This is a genomic window from Pseudomonas sp. TE3-3-F2023 (assembly GCF_036784815.1).
GTDB classification, from domain to species: Bacteria; Pseudomonadota; Gammaproteobacteria; order Pseudomonadales; family Pseudomonadaceae; genus Aquipseudomonas; species Aquipseudomonas pudica.
Genome location: NZ_CP145113.1, coordinates 5,488,949 through 5,506,373 on the forward strand (window position 1 = coordinate 5,488,949; position 17,425 = coordinate 5,506,373).

Annotated in this window: 20 protein-coding genes; 7 read left to right on the forward strand and 13 right to left on the reverse strand. The window is 63.7% G+C overall.

Annotated elements, in window-relative coordinates:
• Positions 1-160 precede the first annotated feature (160 nt).
• Positions 161-538 (forward strand): histone-like nucleoid-structuring protein MvaT, encoded by a 378-nt coding sequence (mvaT, locus tag V3314_RS25120; RefSeq protein WP_003259590.1) that lies wholly within the window; start codon positions 161-163, stop codon positions 536-538.
• An 85-nt stretch (positions 539-623) separates the two neighbouring features.
• On the opposite strand, the gene sbcB is transcribed toward mvaT, so the two are convergent.
• The 3 genes from sbcB to V3314_RS25135 all read right to left on the reverse strand — a co-directional run bounded on the left by sbcB (position 624) and on the right by V3314_RS25135 (position 3,000).
• Complete coding sequence (gene sbcB / locus V3314_RS25125) at positions 624-2,057, reverse strand: exodeoxyribonuclease I (protein ID WP_046617203.1); 1,434 nt, start codon at positions 2,055-2,057, stop codon at positions 624-626.
• A gap of 73 nt (positions 2,058-2,130) precedes the next feature.
• Positions 2,131-2,490, reverse strand: coding sequence for a PilZ domain-containing protein (locus V3314_RS25130; protein ID WP_046617204.1), 360 nt, complete (start codon positions 2,488-2,490; stop codon positions 2,131-2,133).
• Between the two features lie 123 nt (positions 2,491-2,613).
• Positions 2,614-3,000 carry a hypothetical protein gene (locus tag V3314_RS25135; RefSeq protein ID WP_025340503.1) on the reverse strand — a complete coding sequence of 129 codons (387 nt, stop codon included), beginning with the start codon at positions 2,998-3,000 and terminating at the stop codon, positions 2,614-2,616.
• Positions 3,001-3,179: 179 nt separating this feature from the next.
• On the opposite strand from V3314_RS25135, the gene pyk reads away from it, so the two are divergent.
• Entirely contained in the window at positions 3,180-4,634 is a 1,455-nt protein-coding gene (gene pyk, locus V3314_RS25140; RefSeq protein ID WP_046617205.1) for a pyruvate kinase, read from the forward strand.
• Positions 4,635-4,759: 125 nt separating this feature from the next.
• Here the strand turns inward: pyk and V3314_RS25145 are convergent, their stop codons facing one another.
• Complete coding sequence (locus V3314_RS25145; protein ID WP_338459769.1) at positions 4,760-5,680, reverse strand: iron-sulfur-binding ferredoxin reductase; 921 nt, start codon at positions 5,678-5,680, stop codon at positions 4,760-4,762.
• Between the two features lie 276 nt (positions 5,681-5,956).
• On the opposite strand from V3314_RS25145, the gene V3314_RS25150 reads away from it, so the two are divergent.
• A complete protein-coding gene (locus V3314_RS25150; RefSeq protein WP_013974059.1) occupies positions 5,957-7,480 on the forward strand; it encodes a fumarate hydratase in 1,524 nt (507 codons plus the stop codon).
• 121 nt (positions 7,481-7,601) lie between these two features.
• Here V3314_RS25150 and V3314_RS25155 read toward each other — a convergent pair whose 3' ends face one another.
• Together V3314_RS25155 and V3314_RS25160 are read right to left on the reverse strand one after the other, a co-directional pair.
• Positions 7,602-8,474 carry a carbon-nitrogen hydrolase family protein gene (locus V3314_RS25155; protein ID WP_338459770.1) on the reverse strand — a complete coding sequence of 291 codons (873 nt, stop codon included), beginning with the start codon at positions 8,472-8,474 and terminating at the stop codon, positions 7,602-7,604.
• Positions 8,471-9,061, reverse strand: a complete 591-nt coding sequence (locus V3314_RS25160) for a GNAT family N-acetyltransferase (protein ID WP_013974061.1) — start codon at positions 9,059-9,061, stop codon at positions 8,471-8,473. Before V3314_RS25160 ends, V3314_RS25155 begins: the two co-directional genes overlap by 4 nt.
• A gap of 115 nt (positions 9,062-9,176) precedes the next feature.
• On the opposite strand from V3314_RS25160, the gene V3314_RS25165 reads away from it, so the two are divergent.
• Positions 9,177-9,575 (forward strand): nuclear transport factor 2 family protein, encoded by a 399-nt coding sequence (locus V3314_RS25165; RefSeq protein ID WP_046616924.1) that lies wholly within the window; start codon positions 9,177-9,179, stop codon positions 9,573-9,575.
• 129 nt (positions 9,576-9,704) lie between these two features.
• On the opposite strand, the gene V3314_RS25170 is transcribed toward V3314_RS25165, so the two are convergent.
• From V3314_RS25170 to V3314_RS25195, 6 genes are all read right to left on the reverse strand, one after another.
• Positions 9,705-10,283 (reverse strand): DJ-1/PfpI family protein, encoded by a 579-nt coding sequence (locus V3314_RS25170; protein WP_046616925.1) that lies wholly within the window; start codon positions 10,281-10,283, stop codon positions 9,705-9,707.
• Between the two features lie 51 nt (positions 10,284-10,334).
• Positions 10,335-11,492, reverse strand: a complete 1,158-nt coding sequence (locus tag V3314_RS25175) for a phosphatidylserine/phosphatidylglycerophosphate/cardiolipin synthase family protein (RefSeq protein WP_015271668.1) — start codon at positions 11,490-11,492, stop codon at positions 10,335-10,337.
• Between the two features lies 1 nt (position 11,493).
• Positions 11,494-12,075, reverse strand: coding sequence for a YceI family protein (locus tag V3314_RS25180; protein WP_046616926.1), 582 nt, complete (start codon positions 12,073-12,075; stop codon positions 11,494-11,496).
• A 44-nt stretch (positions 12,076-12,119) separates the two neighbouring features.
• Positions 12,120-12,416: a hypothetical protein gene (locus V3314_RS25185; protein WP_046616928.1), complete on the reverse strand. Its 297-nt coding sequence runs from the start codon at positions 12,414-12,416 to the stop codon at positions 12,120-12,122.
• A complete protein-coding gene (locus tag V3314_RS25190) occupies positions 12,413-13,495 on the reverse strand; it encodes a serine hydrolase (protein ID WP_196173473.1) in 1,083 nt (360 codons plus the stop codon). Before V3314_RS25190 ends, V3314_RS25185 begins: the two co-directional genes overlap by 4 nt.
• A 167-nt stretch (positions 13,496-13,662) precedes the next feature.
• Positions 13,663-14,550 (reverse strand): acyl-CoA dehydrogenase, encoded by an 888-nt coding sequence (locus V3314_RS25195; RefSeq protein ID WP_085601219.1) that lies wholly within the window; start codon positions 14,548-14,550, stop codon positions 13,663-13,665.
• 160 nt (positions 14,551-14,710) lie between these two features.
• On the opposite strand from V3314_RS25195, the gene olsB reads away from it, so the two are divergent.
• Positions 14,711-15,466, forward strand: a complete 756-nt coding sequence (gene olsB, locus V3314_RS25200) for an L-ornithine N(alpha)-acyltransferase (protein WP_015271672.1) — start codon at positions 14,711-14,713, stop codon at positions 15,464-15,466.
• The gene (locus V3314_RS25205) at positions 15,466-16,254 is read left to right on the forward strand and encodes a lysophospholipid acyltransferase family protein (protein ID WP_085601218.1); all 789 of its coding nucleotides are present in this window, start codon (positions 15,466-15,468) and stop codon (positions 16,252-16,254) included. The genes olsB and V3314_RS25205 overlap by 1 nt, the downstream gene beginning before the upstream one ends.
• Before the next feature lie 132 nt (positions 16,255-16,386).
• On the opposite strand, the gene V3314_RS25210 is transcribed toward V3314_RS25205, so the two are convergent.
• Positions 16,387-16,971 (reverse strand): ACP phosphodiesterase, encoded by a 585-nt coding sequence (locus V3314_RS25210; protein WP_108480666.1) that lies wholly within the window; start codon positions 16,969-16,971, stop codon positions 16,387-16,389.
• A 150-nt stretch (positions 16,972-17,121) separates the two neighbouring features.
• On the opposite strand from V3314_RS25210, the gene V3314_RS25215 reads away from it, so the two are divergent.
• Positions 17,122-17,424 (forward strand): helix-turn-helix transcriptional regulator, encoded by a 303-nt coding sequence (locus V3314_RS25215; protein WP_015271675.1) that lies wholly within the window; start codon positions 17,122-17,124, stop codon positions 17,422-17,424.
• The last annotated feature ends 1 nt before the right edge of the window (position 17,425 follow it).

Genomic DNA, 17,425 nt, shown 5'->3' on the forward strand with positions numbered 1-17,425 from the left:
ACATGACGAAATGCAGGGTTAATTGTAAATTTTTGTTCACGTAGAGAAATGGTTGTCACACCTTAGTTAACAGTTAATTGCCCAACAATATGTTTACTTGCGAGTATTGCCTGTCTATTATTGCCCCACACATTTCTGAACACGCATTAAGGAACACTCCATGTCCCTGATCAACGAGTACCGCGCTACCGAAGAAGCCATCAAGGAACTTCAGGCCCGCCTGGCCAACCTGTCGCAGGATGACAAGCTGAAGAAAGAACTGGAGTTCGAAGGCAAACTGCGCACACTGATGGGCGAGTACTCCAAGTCGCTGCGCGACGTGATTGCCCTGCTCGACCCAGAGTCGAAACTGAGCAAGGCACCACGTGGTGCGGTCAAGACTACCGCCACCAAGCGTGCGCGCAAGGTCAAGCAATACAAGAACCCGCACAACAATGAAGTGATCGAAACCAAAGGCGGCAACCACAAAACCCTGAAAGAATGGAAAGCCAAGTGGGGTGGCGATGTGGTTGAAAGCTGGGCGACCCTGCTGGACTGATTGTCCGCATACGCCTGCTGCTTATCGCAACAAGAACGCCGGCATATTGCCGGCGTTTTTGTTTGTCCGCATTTTGTGTCAGCACTCAGCCAATTGCAAACTGTGCCTGCAATTGCCGAGCATGTACCTGCCACGCCTCCAGCACACGCCGCCCCGCCTCGTCGGCGCCCTCCCAGGCCTGCTGCCGCGCCTGTTCGAAGTCGCCCAGCGTGTTCGGCGCGCCCCAATGCGGGTCGCTCAGGCGCTGCTGGCAGAAGCTGAACCAGCGTTGCCGCTCTTCGCCGGTCAGGGTCTCGGGGAAGTTGCGCGCCCGATAGCGGAACAACAGTTCAGGCAGGCGCGGGTCATCGAACATCCACTGCCCACGGCCCAACTGCGCCGGTTCCAGTGCACGTACTTGCTCGCATAAGCGGCGGTCACGGTCCCTCAGAAAACCGTCATACAATTGTTGTTCCGGGTCTACACTCGGGGCGAAGTCTTCCTTTCCGTAGATGTGTTGCAGTTTGTCTTGCCATTGGGCCTGTTGCCTGGCCAATTCTTCGCCGCGCAATTGTAACAATGTCAAGTCCAGACCCAACCGTTGTTGATCGACCGGGCGCAATACCGAAAGTGGCGCCAGCACCGGGCAGCGATTGATCTGCACCAGTTTGAGCGGCACGGGTAATTCGCCTTCGGCCAGTTCTTCATGGCGGGTATACAAACGCTGGCGTAGAACTTCAGCACTTTCCCGTATTAACGGTAGGGTTTCCTGATGCAGGTCGCACACAATCAGTGCATTGCGATTATGCGGGTGCCAGGCCAATGGCAATACGACACCAAGGTAATTGCGTGCCGCCGAGAAGCGCCCGGATATATGCACCAGCGGCTGCAACAAACGGATCTGCTCCATCACTTTATGCTTGCTGCGCAACTGGAACAGCCAGTCATACAACTTGGGCTGTTTCTGCCGGATCAGGCGGGCCAGGGCGATGGTTGCCCGCACGTCGGAAAGCGCTTCGTGGGCATGCCCGTGGTCGATGCCATTGGCCTTGCTCAGAAGCTCCAGGCGCAGGCTGGTGCGCCCGTCCTGTTGCGGCCACTCGATACCGTCCGGGCGCAATGCATAGGCCGTGCGTACGATGTCGATCAGGTCCCAGCGGCTGTTACCGCCCTGCCACTCTCGGGCATAAGGGTCGAAAAAGTTGCGGTACAGGCTGTAGCGGGTCACTTCGTCGTCGAAGCGCAGGGTGTTGTAGCCGGCGCCACAGGTTCCAGGGTGCGCCAGTTGTGCGTGCACCCGGGTCATGAACTCGGCTTCGCACAGGCCCTGCTCGGCCAGCAGTTGCGGGGTGATGCCGGTCACCAGGCAGGCGGCCGGGTGCGGGAGGATATCGTCGGAGGGACGGCAATAGAGGCTGATCGGCTCGTCGATTTCGTTGAGGTCGAAGTCGGTGCGCACGCCGGCCACCTGCAGCGGCCGGTCGCAGCGCGGGTTGATGCCGGTGGTTTCGTAGTCGTGCCAGAAAATGCTGGAGGTCACGGGGTCGTCCTGTATCGAGGTCGACCCGATTCTAGCGCGATTCCAGCGAGCTCGGCCCGTTGGCTCCGCAGGCTCAGACAGAGGCGTTGGCGGGGTGGAAACTGAAATAGTCGCGCAACGAGCGGACGAATTCGTCGTACTCGCGGGGCGCCTGCAGCAGCATGAAACCCGAATCGTAGTGCCCGGGCGTCTGGTCTTCACGGCACCACAGGCAGCTGGCGGTAAGGTTGACGAACTGATGCCCGCCACCCAGCAGCGGCAGGCGTAATTGCAGATCGTAGTCGGGCCCGACCAGCACAGGTAGCTGGCTTATCAGCATCAGCCCGTCTTCGGAGGCGTTGCCTAGCTGGCCGATGGCCTGGCCGGTAATGCGGTTGAACACCTTGAGAACACAAGGCAGCTGATGGCGTTCGATGTGGCGCTTGTTGAACATGATCGCAAGTGCAGTCCGTATCCGATGCCAGGAATACGTGGAACTGGCGGTTGTTGTAACAGCTGAGTTACAGATTAGCGCAGCACGCGCGGCAAATCCCGTGAAATAAATCACACCTTGGTGTTAACGCCAAGGTGCGGCGGTCACCGGGTTTGCCACAGCGGCTTCGGCGCCGCGCAGATGGCCGAGTTTCTCCAGGGTCTGCAGGCGTGCCTGGGCGCGATAGGCGTATTCATTGCCCGGGTACTGCTGGATCAGGTACTGGTAGGTCTGCGCGGCATCCACATACAAGGCCTGGCGCTCGAGGCACTGGCCGCGCAGCAGCGACACCTCGGGGTGGATGAACGGTCGCGCACGGCTGGTGCGGTCGACTTGCGACAGCTCGAGCATGACCCGTGCGCAATCGCCACGGTCGTAGGCGCGGTAGGCATTGTTCAGGTGGTGGTCCATGGACCAGCGGGTGCAGCCGACGGCGCTGGCCGCCAGGGCTAAAACGATCAGGGCTCGCATGGGGGTCTCCTTTGATGCCAGTGTATCGGCCTTTGCCGGCAAATCTTCACACCCTTTTGCAAGGATACCCTGCCCGTTCAAATGCCACCCTGCCTTGGTTGCAGGTAGTGCAACGGAACAATGACTACAGCGAGATTCAGGAGTAGCCTTTCGCTGCGCTTCACTATAGGAGTCTGTGCATGAGCATCCGCCGTACCAAAATCGTCGCCACCCTTGGCCCCGCCAGCAACTCGCCGGAAGTGATCGAACAGCTGATCCTCGCCGGCCTGGACGTGGCACGCCTGAACTTCTCCCACGGCACTCCGGACGAGCACAAGGCCCGCGCGCGCCTGATCCGTGACATCGCCGCCAAGAACGGCCGCCATGTTGCACTGCTGGGCGACCTGCAGGGTCCGAAGATCCGCATCGCCAAGTTCGCCAACAAGCGCATCGAATTGAAGATCGGTGACAAGTTCACCTTCTCCACCGCCCACCCGCTGACCGAAGGCAACCAGGACATCGTCGGTATCGACTATCCCGACCTGGTCAAGGACTGCGGTGTTGGTGACGAATTGCTGCTCGACGATGGCCGCGTGGTGATGCGCGTCGAAACCGCCACTGCAGATGCCCTGCACTGCGTGGTGATCATCGGTGGCCCGCTGTCGGACCACAAAGGCATCAACCGTAAAGGTGGCGGCCTGACCGCACCGGCTCTGACCGAGAAAGACAAGGCCGACATCAAGCTGGCCGCGGAAATGGACCTGGACTACCTGGCCGTGTCCTTCCCGCGTGACGCCAGCGACATGGAATACGCGCGCAAGCTGCGTGACGAAGCCGGCGGCAGCGCCTGGCTGGTGGCCAAGATCGAACGCGCCGAAGCGGTGGCCGACGACGAAACCCTCGACAAGCTGATCCTGGCCTCCGACGCCGTCATGGTCGCCCGTGGCGACCTGGGCGTGGAAATCGGCGACGCCGAACTGATCGCCATCCAGAAGAAGATCATCCAGCACGCCCGCCGCAACAACAAGGCGGTGATCGTGGCGACCCAGATGATGGAGTCGATGATCCAGAACCCGATGCCGACCCGTGCCGAAGTGTCCGACGTGGCAAACGCCGTGCTGGACAACACCGACGCGGTGATGCTGTCGGCCGAGAGTGCCGCCGGTGCCTACCCGATCGAAGCCGTCCAGGCCATGGCCCGCATCTGCCTGGGTGCCGAAAAGCACCCGACCAGCCAGAAGTCCAGCCACCGCCTGCACACCACCTTCGAGCGCTGCGACGAGAGCATCGCGCTTGCCGCCATGTACACCGCCAACCACTTCCCGGGCGTGAAGGCGATCATCGCCCTGACCGAGAGTGGCTACACCCCGCTGATCATGTCGCGCCTGCGTTCGCACGTGCCGATCTTCGCCCTGTCGCCACACCGCGCCACCCAGGCACGCGCCTCGATGTTCCGCGGCGTGTACCCGATCGCCTTCGACCCGGCCTCGCTGCCGGCCGACAAGGTGAGCCAGGCAGCGGTCGACGAACTGCTCAAGCGTGGCCTAGTGGAGCAAGGTGACTGGGTAATCCTGACCAAGGGTGACAGCTACCACACCATCGGTGGCACCAATGGCATGAAGATCCTGCATGTCGGTGATCCGCTGGTCGGTTGATCCTGCTCGAAAGGGGGCCGCTTTGCGGCCCTTCGCGACGCAAGGCCGCTCCTACAAGGGATACGCATTCCCCTGTAGGAGCGGCCTTGTGTCGCGAAAGGAGGGCAAAGCCCTCCCCTGCTCATTCAGGCATGCTCGACAAACACATCGGCAAACACCTGCCCGCGCGGCACCCCGGCAATGAAGAGCCGACGGGCAAACCGCTCGACACTTCCCGGCGCCCCGCACACCAGCGCTACCGTCTGCCGCGATGACGGCCGCAACCCGGTCAACGCTTCATCCAGCTGCTCTGCCAGTACCAACTCGACATTCACATTCGCCATCTCTCGCAACGGCTCGGCCAGATAATGCCCAACGCCTTCGCGCGCCACATGCATGACCCTGATTTCCCCTTGGTGCCCCTGCCGCAGGGCCTCGCGCAAGATGCCCCACAATGGCGCCAACCCGGTCCCCGCCGCCAGCAACCACAGCGGCCGCTGCTGCCAGTCCGGGTCGTAATGCAAGGCCCCACCCCTGAGTTCGCCCAGGCGCAGCACATCACCCAGCTGCAAGCCACGAGCCTTGTCACAGAAGGCGCCGGGGCGCTGGCAGTCGATATGAAACTCGAGAAAATCATCTTCTCCCGGCAGGCTGGCCAAGGAGTAAGGCCGCGCTACCGTGCCATTCCACAGCACTACATGCTGCCCCGCCTGGTAACGTATTGCCCGTTCGGGGCGTAGCCGCACGCGCAGCACATCGCCGAACCAGTCCAGGGCACAGACCTGCGCTGGCACGCCATCCTGCTGCGGGTCGAACAGCGCGACGCGCAGGTCCTCGACTACCCGGCACTGGCAGGCCAGGCGCCAGCCCTGGGCATGCTTGTCCTGCGCCAGGGCCTCGGGCATGGCGTCCAGCGGTTGCCCGCCCAGACAGTGCACCAGGCAGGCATGGCAACTGCCGGCGCGGCAACTGTAGGGGACATTCAGCCCGGCCTCGTTCAAGGCATCGAGCAGGTTGCTGCCGGTCGGCACCGCCCAGCGGCGCTCGCCCACGCAAAGTTCGGGCATTTTCAGCTATCTCTTCCAGCTCTTGAGTTTCTGGGGCCGCTTTGCGGCCCATTCCAAGCATCCTATCTCAACAACAAGTCAGCAAGAACAATGCCTGCCAGCTGCCGACCATGGTCCCAGACCGGCCGCAGGTGTGCCCGGCACGGATGCGCGCTATACTGCCGCGCCTTTTTCCGTCGGCCCGACCTGCCGGCGCCTTGCAAGGCGCTTCGACACGCTGGTCGGCACCGTCGAGCGCCGTAATGAATGTTCCCGTCTTTAAGAGGAGCGCGCTGCATGACCGTGATCAAGCAAGACGACCTGATTCAGAGCGTCGCCGACGCCCTGCAATTCATCTCGTACTACCACCCCGTCGATTTCATCCAGGCCATGCACGAGGCCTATCTGCGTGAAGAGTCGCCTGCTGCACGCGATTCCATCGCCCAGATCCTGATCAACTCGCGCATGTGCGCCACCGGCCATCGCCCGATCTGCCAGGACACCGGTATCGTCACCGTGTTCATCCGCGTGGGCATGGACGTGCGCTGGGACGGCGCCACCATGAGCGTCGACGACATGATCAACGAAGGTGTGCGTCGCGCCTACAACCTGCCTGAAAACGTGCTGCGCGCTTCGATCCTGGCCGACCCGGCCGGTGCCCGCAAGAACACCAAGGACAACACTCCGGCAGTGATCCACTACTCCATCGTCCCCGGCGACAAGGTCGAGGTCGATGTCGCAGCCAAGGGCGGCGGCTCGGAGAACAAGTCGAAGATGGCCATGCTCAACCCGTCCGACTCGATCGTCGACTGGGTACTGAAGACCGTCCCGACCATGGGCGCTGGCTGGTGCCCGCCTGGCATGCTCGGCATCGGCATCGGCGGTACCGCCGAAAAGGCCGCCGTGATGGCCAAGGAAGTGTTGATGGAGTCCATCGACATCCACGAACTGAAAGCCCGTGGCCCGCAGAACCGCCTGGAAGAAATCCGCCTGGAGCTGTTCGAGAAGGTCAACCAGCTGGGCATTGGCGCCCAGGGCCTGGGTGGCCTGACCACCGTGCTCGACGTCAAGATCATGGACTACCCGACTCACGCCGCTTCGCTGCCGGTGTGCATGATCCCCAACTGCGCCGCTACCCGCCACGCCCACTTCGTGCTCGATGGCTCCGGCCCGGCCGAACTGGAAGCGCCGTCGCTGGACGCCTACCCGGAAATCGTCTGGGAAGCCGGCCCGAGCGCCCGTCGCGTCAACCTCGACGCCATCACCCCGGAAGAAGTCGCCAGCTGGAAGCCGGGCGAAACCATCCTGCTCAACGGCAAGATGCTGACCGGCCGCGACGCCGCGCACAAGCGCATGGTCGAAATGCTCAACCGTGGCGAAGAGCTGCCGGTGGACCTGAAGGGCCGCTTCATCTACTACGTAGGCCCGGTCGACCCGGTCGGTGACGAAGTGGTAGGCCCTGCCGGCCCGACCACCGCCACCCGCATGGACAAGTTCACCCGCCAGATCCTCGAGCAGACCGGCCTGCTGGGCATGATCGGCAAGTCCGAGCGCGGCCCTGCCGCCATCGAAGCGATCAAGGACAACAAGGCCGTGTACCTGATGGCCGTCGGCGGCGCTGCCTACCTGGTAGCCCAGGCCATCCGCAAGTCGAAGGTCCTGGCCTTCGCCGAGCTGGGCATGGAAGCGATCTACGAGTTCGAGGTCAAGGACATGCCGGTGACCGTCGCCGTGGACAGCAACGGTGAGTCGGTACACATCACTGGCCCTGCCCTGTGGCAGAGCAAGATTGCCCAGAGCCTGGCAGTCGAAGTGAAGTAAGCCTGATGTAACGGCGGCGGCCTCTTCGCGGGCTTGCCCGCTCCCACAGGTAACTCGTAGCCCTCGGGCTTGCGCTGTACCTGTGGGAGCGGGCAAGCCCGCGAAGAGGCCGCCGCTGTTTTCACAGGACTCTGTCAAACTGCTCCGGCCAGTCCCTGCGGGTAAACACCTGCCCTTCCCGCCTCACCCGCCTTACTTCCTCAAGGTCCACCTCACAGACCAGCCACTGACTGTTGGCAGGGCTCGATTCTTCACTCAAGGCCACCACCCCATCCCCCGGCATTCCATGATCCGGTGGCACGAACAACCCTGCACGGCCGATATTCTCGTCCAGCGCCGGCGACCAGGGCGCCAGCCCGACCGTAGGGCTCTGCAACACCGCGATCTGGTTCTCCAGCGCCCGCGCCTGGGCACCGATACGCACCCGGTGGTATCCCGCCTCGGTGTCGGTACAGCTCGGCGCCAGGATCAGGTCGGCACCACCCTCGGCCAGGCGCCGCGCCAGCATCGGGAATTCATTGTCATAACAGATCAGGATGCCCAGGCGCCCCAGTTCGGTGTCGAACACCTGCAGCCCCTGGCCCGCCGCGATGTCCCACTGCTCGCGCTCGAAGCGGGTCATCATCAGCTTGTCCTGGAAACCCAGCACACCCTTGGGGCCGAACAGCCAGGCACGGTTGCGGTAGCGCCCGTCGCTGTCCAGCACCGGTACGCTACCCGGTTGCAGGTAGATACCCCAGCGCCGGGCAAGGCGCTCGCACAGGGCTTTCCAGGGTTCGATCAGCGGCTGGATGCCGGCGATGGAGGCCTTCAAGTCACCTCGCTGCTCGGCACTCAGTTGCCCGCTGAGCACCAGCCCGGCGTACTCCGGCAACAGCAGCAGGCGGGCCCCCGCTTCCACTGCTTCGGCGCACAGGCCTTGCAGGTGGTCGGCATAGGCCTCCCAGGTTTCATGCAGCTCGATGGCGTACTGGCAGGCCGCCAGGCGGATCATATCGGCAATTCCTTGAGCCAGAACGACATCAGCTTATCGGAGCTTTCCTGCTCGTCCAGGTCGCGCCAGGCGTAGCTGGTGCGCAGCGACGGGTCGTGCAGGAAGCCGCGGTTACGCCAGAAGCCATGCAATGGCTTGTAGTCCGCGGGGCGCCGTGGATGCACACCTGGCCGCTCTACCGCGCAGAACGCGCAGTAGTCGAACTCGGCCAGCTTGTGCGCGTAGGACTCGCGCTCGATGAAAAAGCGCACCCCCAAGCCCTGGCCACGGTACTCGGGCAGTACCACCGACTCACCGAAGTAGTACACGCTGGCCGGGTCGCGCCCCTGGGCCAGGAACGGCTGCTGGAACTCGGGGGCGACATCGACCAGCGGCAGGCCGGTGGAGGCGCCAACGACCTTGCCGTCGTCCAGCGCCAGCACCACCAGGCTGCGCCCGGAGCGGGCATAGGTGGCCAGGTAGTCGGCCTCGTACTCCGGGGTGCCGTCATAAAGGTAGGGAAACTCGCGGAACACGGTAAGGCGCAGGCGAGCGAGGTCATCGATGTAAGGCGCGATAGCGGCGCCGTGCAACAGGCGTATTTCCATGCTTGGCGGTCGTTTTGTCGATGTGGATGACGCGCTCGGCTAAGCCGGGCTTGAGGGGAAACCCTATCATCCGGAGCAACGACCCGCCTTTTCCCTCCACGACAGGTATTGTTCCATGACCGCTACCGAACTGGTAAATGCTTACTACGCCGCCTTCAACGCTGGCGACATGCCGGCCTTTCTCGCCCTGCTCAGCGAGGATGTGATCCACGACATCAACCAGGGCGAGCGGCAGATGGGCAAGGCGCGGTTTGCAGCGTTCATGGACAAGATGAACCGCTGCTACCGCGAGCGCCTGGCCGATATCGTAGTGATGCAGAACGCCGACGGCAGCCGCGCGGCAGCCGAGTTCACCGTGCATGGGGAATATCTGGCCGATGACGAAGGGTTGCCGACGGCCAACGGGCAGACCTATGTACTGCCGGCGGGGGCGTTCTTCTATATCCATTGCGGGAAGATTGCCCGGGTGACCAACTACTACAACCTCAATGACTGGGTTGAGCAGGTGGGTTAAGCCTGGTTGAGTTGAGCTGTGTTGCCTGCACTGGCCTCATCGCCGGCAAGCCAGCTCCCACAGCTACTTCGCAGGTCTTGAAACCTTCGCTAAACCTGTGGGAGCTGGCTTGCCGGCGATAGGGCCCTGTCAGGCAATACGGGTACCAAGCACCTTGAGGAATGCCGCCAGCCACGCCGGATGCGCCGGCCATGCCGGTGCCGTCACCAGGTTGCCGTCCACATGCGCCTGGTCCACCGCGATATCGATGAATGTCCCGCCCGCCAAGCGCACTTCCGGCGCACACGCCGGGTACGCACTGCATTCGCGCCCTTCCAGCACGCCGGCCGCCGCCAACAGCTGGGCACCATGGCATACGGCCCCGATCGGCTTGCCAGCCTGGTCGAACGCCCGCACCAGTTCCAGCACCCGCTCATCCAGACGCAGGTACTCCGGTGCACGGCCACCGGGGATCAACAACGCGTCATAACCCTCGGCACGCACCCGCACGAAATCGTAGTTCAGGGCAAAGTTGTGCCCCGGCTTTTCGCTGTAGGTCTGTTCTCCCTCGAAATCATGAATCGCGGTGCGCACAGTCTGCCCCGCGACCTTTTCCGGGCATACCGCATGCACCGTGTGCCCGACCATGCTCAACGCCTGGAACGGCACCATGACTTCGTAATCTTCGACGTAGTCGCCGACCAACATGAGAATCTTCTTCGCCGTCATCGCACCCACTCCTTCGATTGCCTTGAGACAGTCACTGCACGATAGCCGGTCTCAGTCGCGACGGTCGAGCAAGTTGACCACCAACCGGTCCAGCCAACCCCACAACCGCTGCTTCACCCGGCGCCACAGCGGCCGGGCATTCCAGTGGCCCAGGTCGACCACCTCGCTCAAGGCGAAATCACGCTCGAAGCTGGCCTGCACGGCAGCCGTCAGTGGTGGGTCGAGCGCCTCGATATTGGCCTCGAGGTTGAAACGCAGGTTCCAGTGATCGAAGTTGCATGAGCCGATACTGACCCAGTCGTCGATCAGCACCATCTTCAGGTGCAGGAAACAAGGCTGGTACTCATAGATGCGCACCCCGGCGCGCAGCAGGCGCGGGTAATAGCGGTGTCCGGCGTAACGTACCGAGGGGTGATCGGTGCGCGGCCCGGTCAGCAGCAGCCGCACATCGACCCCCTTGCCGGCAGCCCGGCGCAGCGACCGGCGCACGCTCCAGGTCGGCAGGAAGTAAGGCGTGGCCAGCCACACTCGCTGCTTGCCGCTGTTGATCGCCCGCACCAGCGAATGCAGGATGTCCTGGTGCTGGCGGGCGTCGGCATAGGCCACCCGGCCCATGCCCTGCCCCTGCGCAGGCACCTTGGGCAGCCGCGGCAGGCCAAAGCCCTCGGCGGGGCGCCAGGCGGTGCGACGGTTGTTGGCGTGCCACTGGCGGTCGAACAGCAACTGCCAGTCGCTCACCACCGGCCCCTGCATCTGCACCATCACCTCGTGCCACTCACTGGTCGCCTCGCCCGGCGTCCAGAACTCGTCGGTGACGCCCGTACCACCCACCACGGCCCAGCGCTCGTCCACCAGCAGCAACTTGCGGTGGTCGCGGTACAGGTTGCGAAGGCCACGCTTCCAGCGCAGGCGGTTGTACCAGCGCAGATACACACCTGCGTCCAGCAGGCGCTGACGCAACTTGCTGTTGAAAGCCAGCGAACCATAGTCGTCGAACAGGCAGCGCACCCGCACGCCGCGTCGGGCAGCCTGCTCCAGCGCTTCGACCACAGCATCCGCGCAGTCACCGGCCTCGACCAGGTACAGCTCCAGGTCGACCTGGAACTCGGCGCGCATGATCGCCAGGAGCATGCGCGGAAAAAACTCGGGGCCGTCGATCAGCAGTTCGAACTGGTTGCCATCCCGCCAGGGAAAGACCGGCCCCGGCATGTCAGCGGGCGGTGAAGATCAGCACCGCGCTAACCGGCACCGAAGGGTTGATGGACTTGAGCCCGGCGAACTTGCGCAGGCGTTGCAGCCCCGGCAACAGGCCGAAATCTTCGGCGCGCAGCACCAAGGGCTCAAGGGTCACCACCTGGAAGCGTCGCTCGTCCAGCCGGGTGGCCAGCAGCAAGGCGTTGTAGCTGTGCGACTGGCCATGCAGGGTCACGGTCAATGGCAGGCGCAGTTCGATCTGGGCACCGTTGGCCAGGTCGTTTATCGGCCGCAGGTCCAGTTGCGCCTGCACCTTGGCTTCGGCAAAGCGCTCGACCTCGAACAGGTCCTCGCGCATGCGCTCGTCACGCAGCGGAATACCGCTGCTCACCGAATCCATCTCGATGCGCAGCCCGGCCACACCCTTGCGGTCGACCGTGCCATGCAGCACCAGGAAGCGGTGCACTTCGGCAGTATTACCGTTCTTGCCGGTAATGAACGAAAGGCGCGAAGACTCGCCATCGAGGTGCCAGTTGGCATGGGCGGGCAGGCAAAAAGCCAGCAACAAGGCGGGCAGCAGGCGGGGCAGCTTGAACATGACAGATCTCGTGAAACCAGGCCGCCAACCTTACCCGCCCGCCTTCACGGCAGCAAGCGGCAGCCCTCGCGCGGGCCTTGCCAGGCGGCCTGATTGCGACGGCCCAGGCCTTCGGCGGTAACCTGCCGCTGTTGGCTGTCTTCCTCCAGCAGGCTCAGCGGCAGCCATTGCTTCACGTAGCCTTGGCAATACGCCGGCTCGAACCCCATGACGAAGCGGCACGAGCAATATTCCTTGGCCGAGTAGGCCGAAAGGATACCGGGGAAGTCCGCCAGAGCCTGGCGCTCGTGCCAGGCCCAGTACACCAGCCCCAGCAACACCACCAACAGCATCCGCTTCATGCCCCCTCCCCAGCCAGCGCCGCGAGTATCCGCTTGAGCAGCTCGTCGTGCTGGTAGCTGCCGTCGCGGTCATCGGCGTAACGCACGATCACCAGCTTTTGCGCGGGCAGCACGTACAGCGCCTGGCCCCAGTGGCCAAGGGCTGCATAGGTGTCTGCGGGCGCACTCGGCCAAGGCCGTGCAGCACCGTCCAGAGGCTGGTTGAGCCACCAGTGGCCACCGGGGTTGGCCTCGCCGGGCAGCGCTTCGGCCTCGGCAAACGGCGTGCGGTTGAAGGCCACCCAGGGCTTGGGTAGCAATTGCCGATCCTGCCAGCGCCCGTCGCGCTGCATCAGCAGGCCGATGCGTGCAAGGTCGCGAGCGCTGAGGTACAGGTAGGACGAACCCACATAGGTACCCACGCGGTCCCGCTCCCATACCGCACTATCGATCCCCAGCGGGTTGAACAGTGCATGCCAGGGGTAGTCGGGGTACTGACCGGCATCGAGCATGCCGCGAAGCGCGGCGGCCAGCAGGTTGCTGTCGCCACTCGAATACAGAAACCGCTGGCCTGGGCTGGCCACCGCTGTTCGCGCCGCCGCATAGGCCGCCATGTCTTCGCGGCCACGGGTATAGAGCATGGCCACCACCGACGACTTGAGCGGGGCGTACTCGTAGTCTTCCTGCCAGTCCAGGCCGCTGGCCCAATGCAGCAGATCGGCCATGCGCACGCCGGGATGGGCGTGCATGGCCGGGTAGAAGCGGGTGACCGGGTCCTGCAGCTGGAAGCGGCCTTCGCCCTGGGCTACGCCCAATAGCGTGGCGAGTACGCTCTTGCTGATCGACCAGGTCAGGTGGGCGGTGGCGGCAGTGCTGGGGGCGGCGTAGCGTTCGTGGAGGATGCGGCCGTCGCGGATGATCAGCAAGGCGTCGGTGCGGATGCCGCTGCGTTCGGGGGTGGTGCGTGCGGGGAAGGCGTAGGCGTCGACGGCTTGCCAGTCGAGGGGGGTGTTGTCGATTGGCCAGTCCGGAGTTGGCCAGACCTCGGCTTTGGCGGTTCCCGTAGCCATGCAAAAAAGCAGCAGCAGACTTTTCAGCATCCCGTTTCAGGCTCGCAATTTTGGGGCTGCTGCGCAGCCCTTTCGCGACACAAGGCCGCTCCCACAGGGAACAGCGCTGCTCTTGCTTTTGTGGGAGCGGCCTTGTGTCGCGAAAGGGCCGCAAAGCGGCCCCAGGATTCATCGGATCACACAAACCTATCAGGCATTCATGACAATCCCGCAGCAGCCCAAGCCTTGTTCAGCCGCTTCTCCCGCGCCGCCGCCGCCAGCGCCATCACCCCCTGGTCACGCTGCCAGATCTGCGCCCACTGCGCCGGCCCCGCCGCCAATGCAGCATCGATCTCCCTTCGCAGCGCCTGGAACTGTGCAAACAGGCCCCCCAGCAACAAATGGCAACCAACGCTATCGGCGCACTGCCGGCTACCTTCGGCACACCCGGCCAGCAGCCCAAGCAGTTGCAGGCGCAGGGCCTGCGGCCAGGCACACTCCTGCCCCACGCCATACAGCCAGGCCGTCAACGCCGTAAGCACATACAAGTCCTCCAGCGAACGGAACGGCTTCACATAAGCATCCCAACCATCACCGGCCAGCAACTCGCACGCCGCCTGCTCCAGTATCAATCGCCCATGCCCCACCTCCGGCATCAGCGGCAGGGTCGGCAGCGCTTCCAGCGTCACACCTGGCTCCCCGGGGTAGACCACCGCCAAATTCAATTGTGGCGCCGCGCCCGTCGCCTCGCAGCGCGCCGCCACCAGCAGCCATTCCGCCTCCAGGCCTGCAGTGACGAAGTCCTTGCTGCCGGTCAGCCGCAAGCCGTCCAGGCGCGTGCGCATATCCGCTGGCCGCACGCTGCGCCGCTCGGTGGCGCACAGGGCGCCGAGGCTGGGTGGAGCACTGGGCCACAGCACGCGCAGGGCGGCCTGGTAGCCGATCAGGAAGGCCAGGCCCGGGGTGGCCATCGCACGCCCGCCGAGCACTGCCAGTTCGAACGGGGCAACCGGGCCAAGGCGCTCGAGCAGCGCGGCATAGGTTTCGCCCAGGGTGCCCGCCAGCGCTTGGCGAAGCGGGTCGTTGAGTCGTTGCAACCAGGCCATCGGTCGGCTCCTTGCTGAAGGGCTTTCAGTTGTGGCTCAGAGGGTGTCACGCAAGCATCACCAAAGATTCACAGGGGTGACACCCCATCTACCTAGGCTGACTTTGCACAACAAAGCCGACCGGCCGCAACCCTTCATGGCTGGCTTATGGAGACTCGTAATGACTCGGATCGCTCACGCTGGCGACAACAGCACCGAACGCCGTCTGCAAGCCGAACGCCTGGTTGGCGCTGCGGCCCTGCAGGAAGCCCAGGCCCTGCGCTACAAAGTGTTCAGCGCCGAATTCAAGGCCAAGCTCAAAGGAGCCGAGCAAGGCCTGGACATGGACGACTACGACGTGCACTGCCGCCACATTGGCGTACGCGACCTGAGCACCGGCGAGCTGGTTGCCACCACCCGCCTGCTGGACCATCAGGCCGCCAGCAGCCTGGGCCGCTTCTATAGCGAAGAAGAATTCAGCCTGCACGGCCTGTTGCAGCTGCAGGGCCCGATCCTGGAGCTGGGCCGAACCTGCGTAGCCCCCGACTACCGCAACGGCGGCACCATCGCCGTGCTCTGGGGCGAACTGGCCGAAGTGCTCAACGAAGGCCGCTACAGCTACCTGATGGGCTGCGCCAGCATCCCCATGCAGGATGGCGGGGTACAGGCCCACGCGGTGATGCAGCGACTGCGTGACCGCTATCTGTGCACCGAGCACCTGCGCGCCGAGCCGAAGAATCCGTTGCCAAACCTGGCCCTGCCGAACAACGTCATTGCCGAAATGCCACCGCTGCTCAAGGCGTACATGCGCCTGGGCGCGAAGATCTGCGGCGAGCCGTGCTGGGACGAAGACTTCCAGGTGGCCGATGTGTTCATTCTGCTCAAGCGCGACGAACTGTGCCCGCGCTACGCCCGCCACTTCAAGGCAGCGGTCTGATGCCGAAGCTGCGGGTAATGGCCCGCCTGACTCGACTGCTGCTGGTACTGCTGCTGGGCATGCTGATGGCCAGCGTGATCGCCCTGGGCGAACGCCTGGGGTTCAAGGCACCTATCGAGCGCCGCCAGCGCTGGACCTGCCTGTTCATGAAGCGACTGGTCGCGGCCCTGCCCTTCGATGTGCGGGTGGTCGGCGAGCTACCGAAGCGGCCGATGCTGTGGGTCAGCAACCACGTGTCCTGGACCGATATCCCGCTGCTCGGCATGCTGCTGCCCCTGTCGTTCCTGTCCAAGGCCGAAGTGCGCCACTGGCCGGTGGCCGGCTGGCTGGCGGAAAAGGCCGGTACCCTGTTCATCCGCCGTGGCGGGGGCGACAGCCAGCGCCTGCGTGAACAGATCGCCGGGCAACTGGGCCTTTCCCGGCCGCTACTGATCTTTCCGGAAGGCACCACCACCAGCGGCCGTACCCTGCGCACCTTCCATGGTCGCCTGTTGGCAGGCGCCATCGACCGTGGCGTGGCGGTGCAGCCGGTCGCCATCCAGTACCTGCGCGATGGCCAGATCGACCCGATTGCACCGTTCATAGGTGACGATGACCTTGTTTCGCACCTGATGCGCCTGTTCGCCCTGCCACGGGGCGAGGTATGCATTCACCTGCTGCAGCCGATCGGCAGCGTGGGCAAGGAGAGAGCGGTGCTGGCGTTGCAGGCGCAGCAGGCGATTCACCTGGCGCTGTTCGGGGTTGAAGAAGTTGAGCTGGCGCCACGGCGGCAGGCGCGGGCTGCCTGAATTCTTGTACTGCCTGTTCTGGCCCTTTCGCGGGTGAACCCGCTCCCACAGGGACCGCCCTTATCCTGAGCTCTGTGGTGTACCTGTGGGAGCGGGTTTACCCGCGAAGAGGCCAGCAATGACAACCCGGCACTAACTGCCAGACATCCGCCCCGCTGCCGCAAACGCCTGCAACTGTGGATAAAACTCCCTGAAGTCCGCCAGCAATGGCTCATACAGCCGCTCCAGCTCTCCCATCACCCCGACCATCCCCTCCGGCCGCGACAAGCGCCGGGCAATGCCGTTGAATACTTGCTCCAGCGTGGCAAAGTCGCCATACGCCCCCAGCCAGTCATCTGCCGCCATGAACGGCGCAATGCGCGCCAGCCGCCCTGGCAACTCGGGCTGCGCGAGCAATACCCGATAGAAGTCACCGGTGAACTGCTCCAGCGGCTGCTCGGCATAATCTCGCCAATGTCGTGCCAGGCAATGATCGAAAAACACATCCAGAACGATGCCGGCAAAGCGCCGCCGCTCCCGTGGAAAGCGCGCCAGTGCCGCCAGCACCAACGGGTGCTGGTCGGTGTAGCTGTCGATATGCCGGTGCAGGCGGATGGCCGCCTCAAGCGCAGGCGGGAAGCGCCCTTCCAGCGAGCCTTTGACGAAGTCGCCATACAGGCTGCCAAGCAGTTGGTGCGGCGCCGGGCCGCCGAGGTGCAGGTGTGCAAGGTAGTTCATGAACGCAGTCTAGCACCGCCGCGCCCTATATCGTTATAACGCGATATAGCGATTCGTGCTCAGCTCAGAACCTCTTCATATTTGTACATCGAGAAACCACGATTTATATTTCGCTATATCGCGATATACCGCTACAACGAGTCTCAACCCATGCCTATCGATCTCGACGAAATCATAAAAGCGCTGGCCCACCCGGTCAGGCGAGAAATCCTCAGCTGGCTGAAGGACCCGGCAACGCAATTCCCCGACCAGTATCACAGCACCGAGAACGGTGTGTGTGCCGGGCAGATCGACCAACGCTGCGGCCTGTCGCAGTCGACCGTCTCCGCCCACCTGGCCACCCTGCAGCGCGCCGGGCTGATCAGCAGCCAGAAGATCGGCCAATGGCACTTCTTCAAACGCAACGAAGCCACCATCCAGGCGTTTCTCGAACAACTGCGCCAAGCACTCTGAA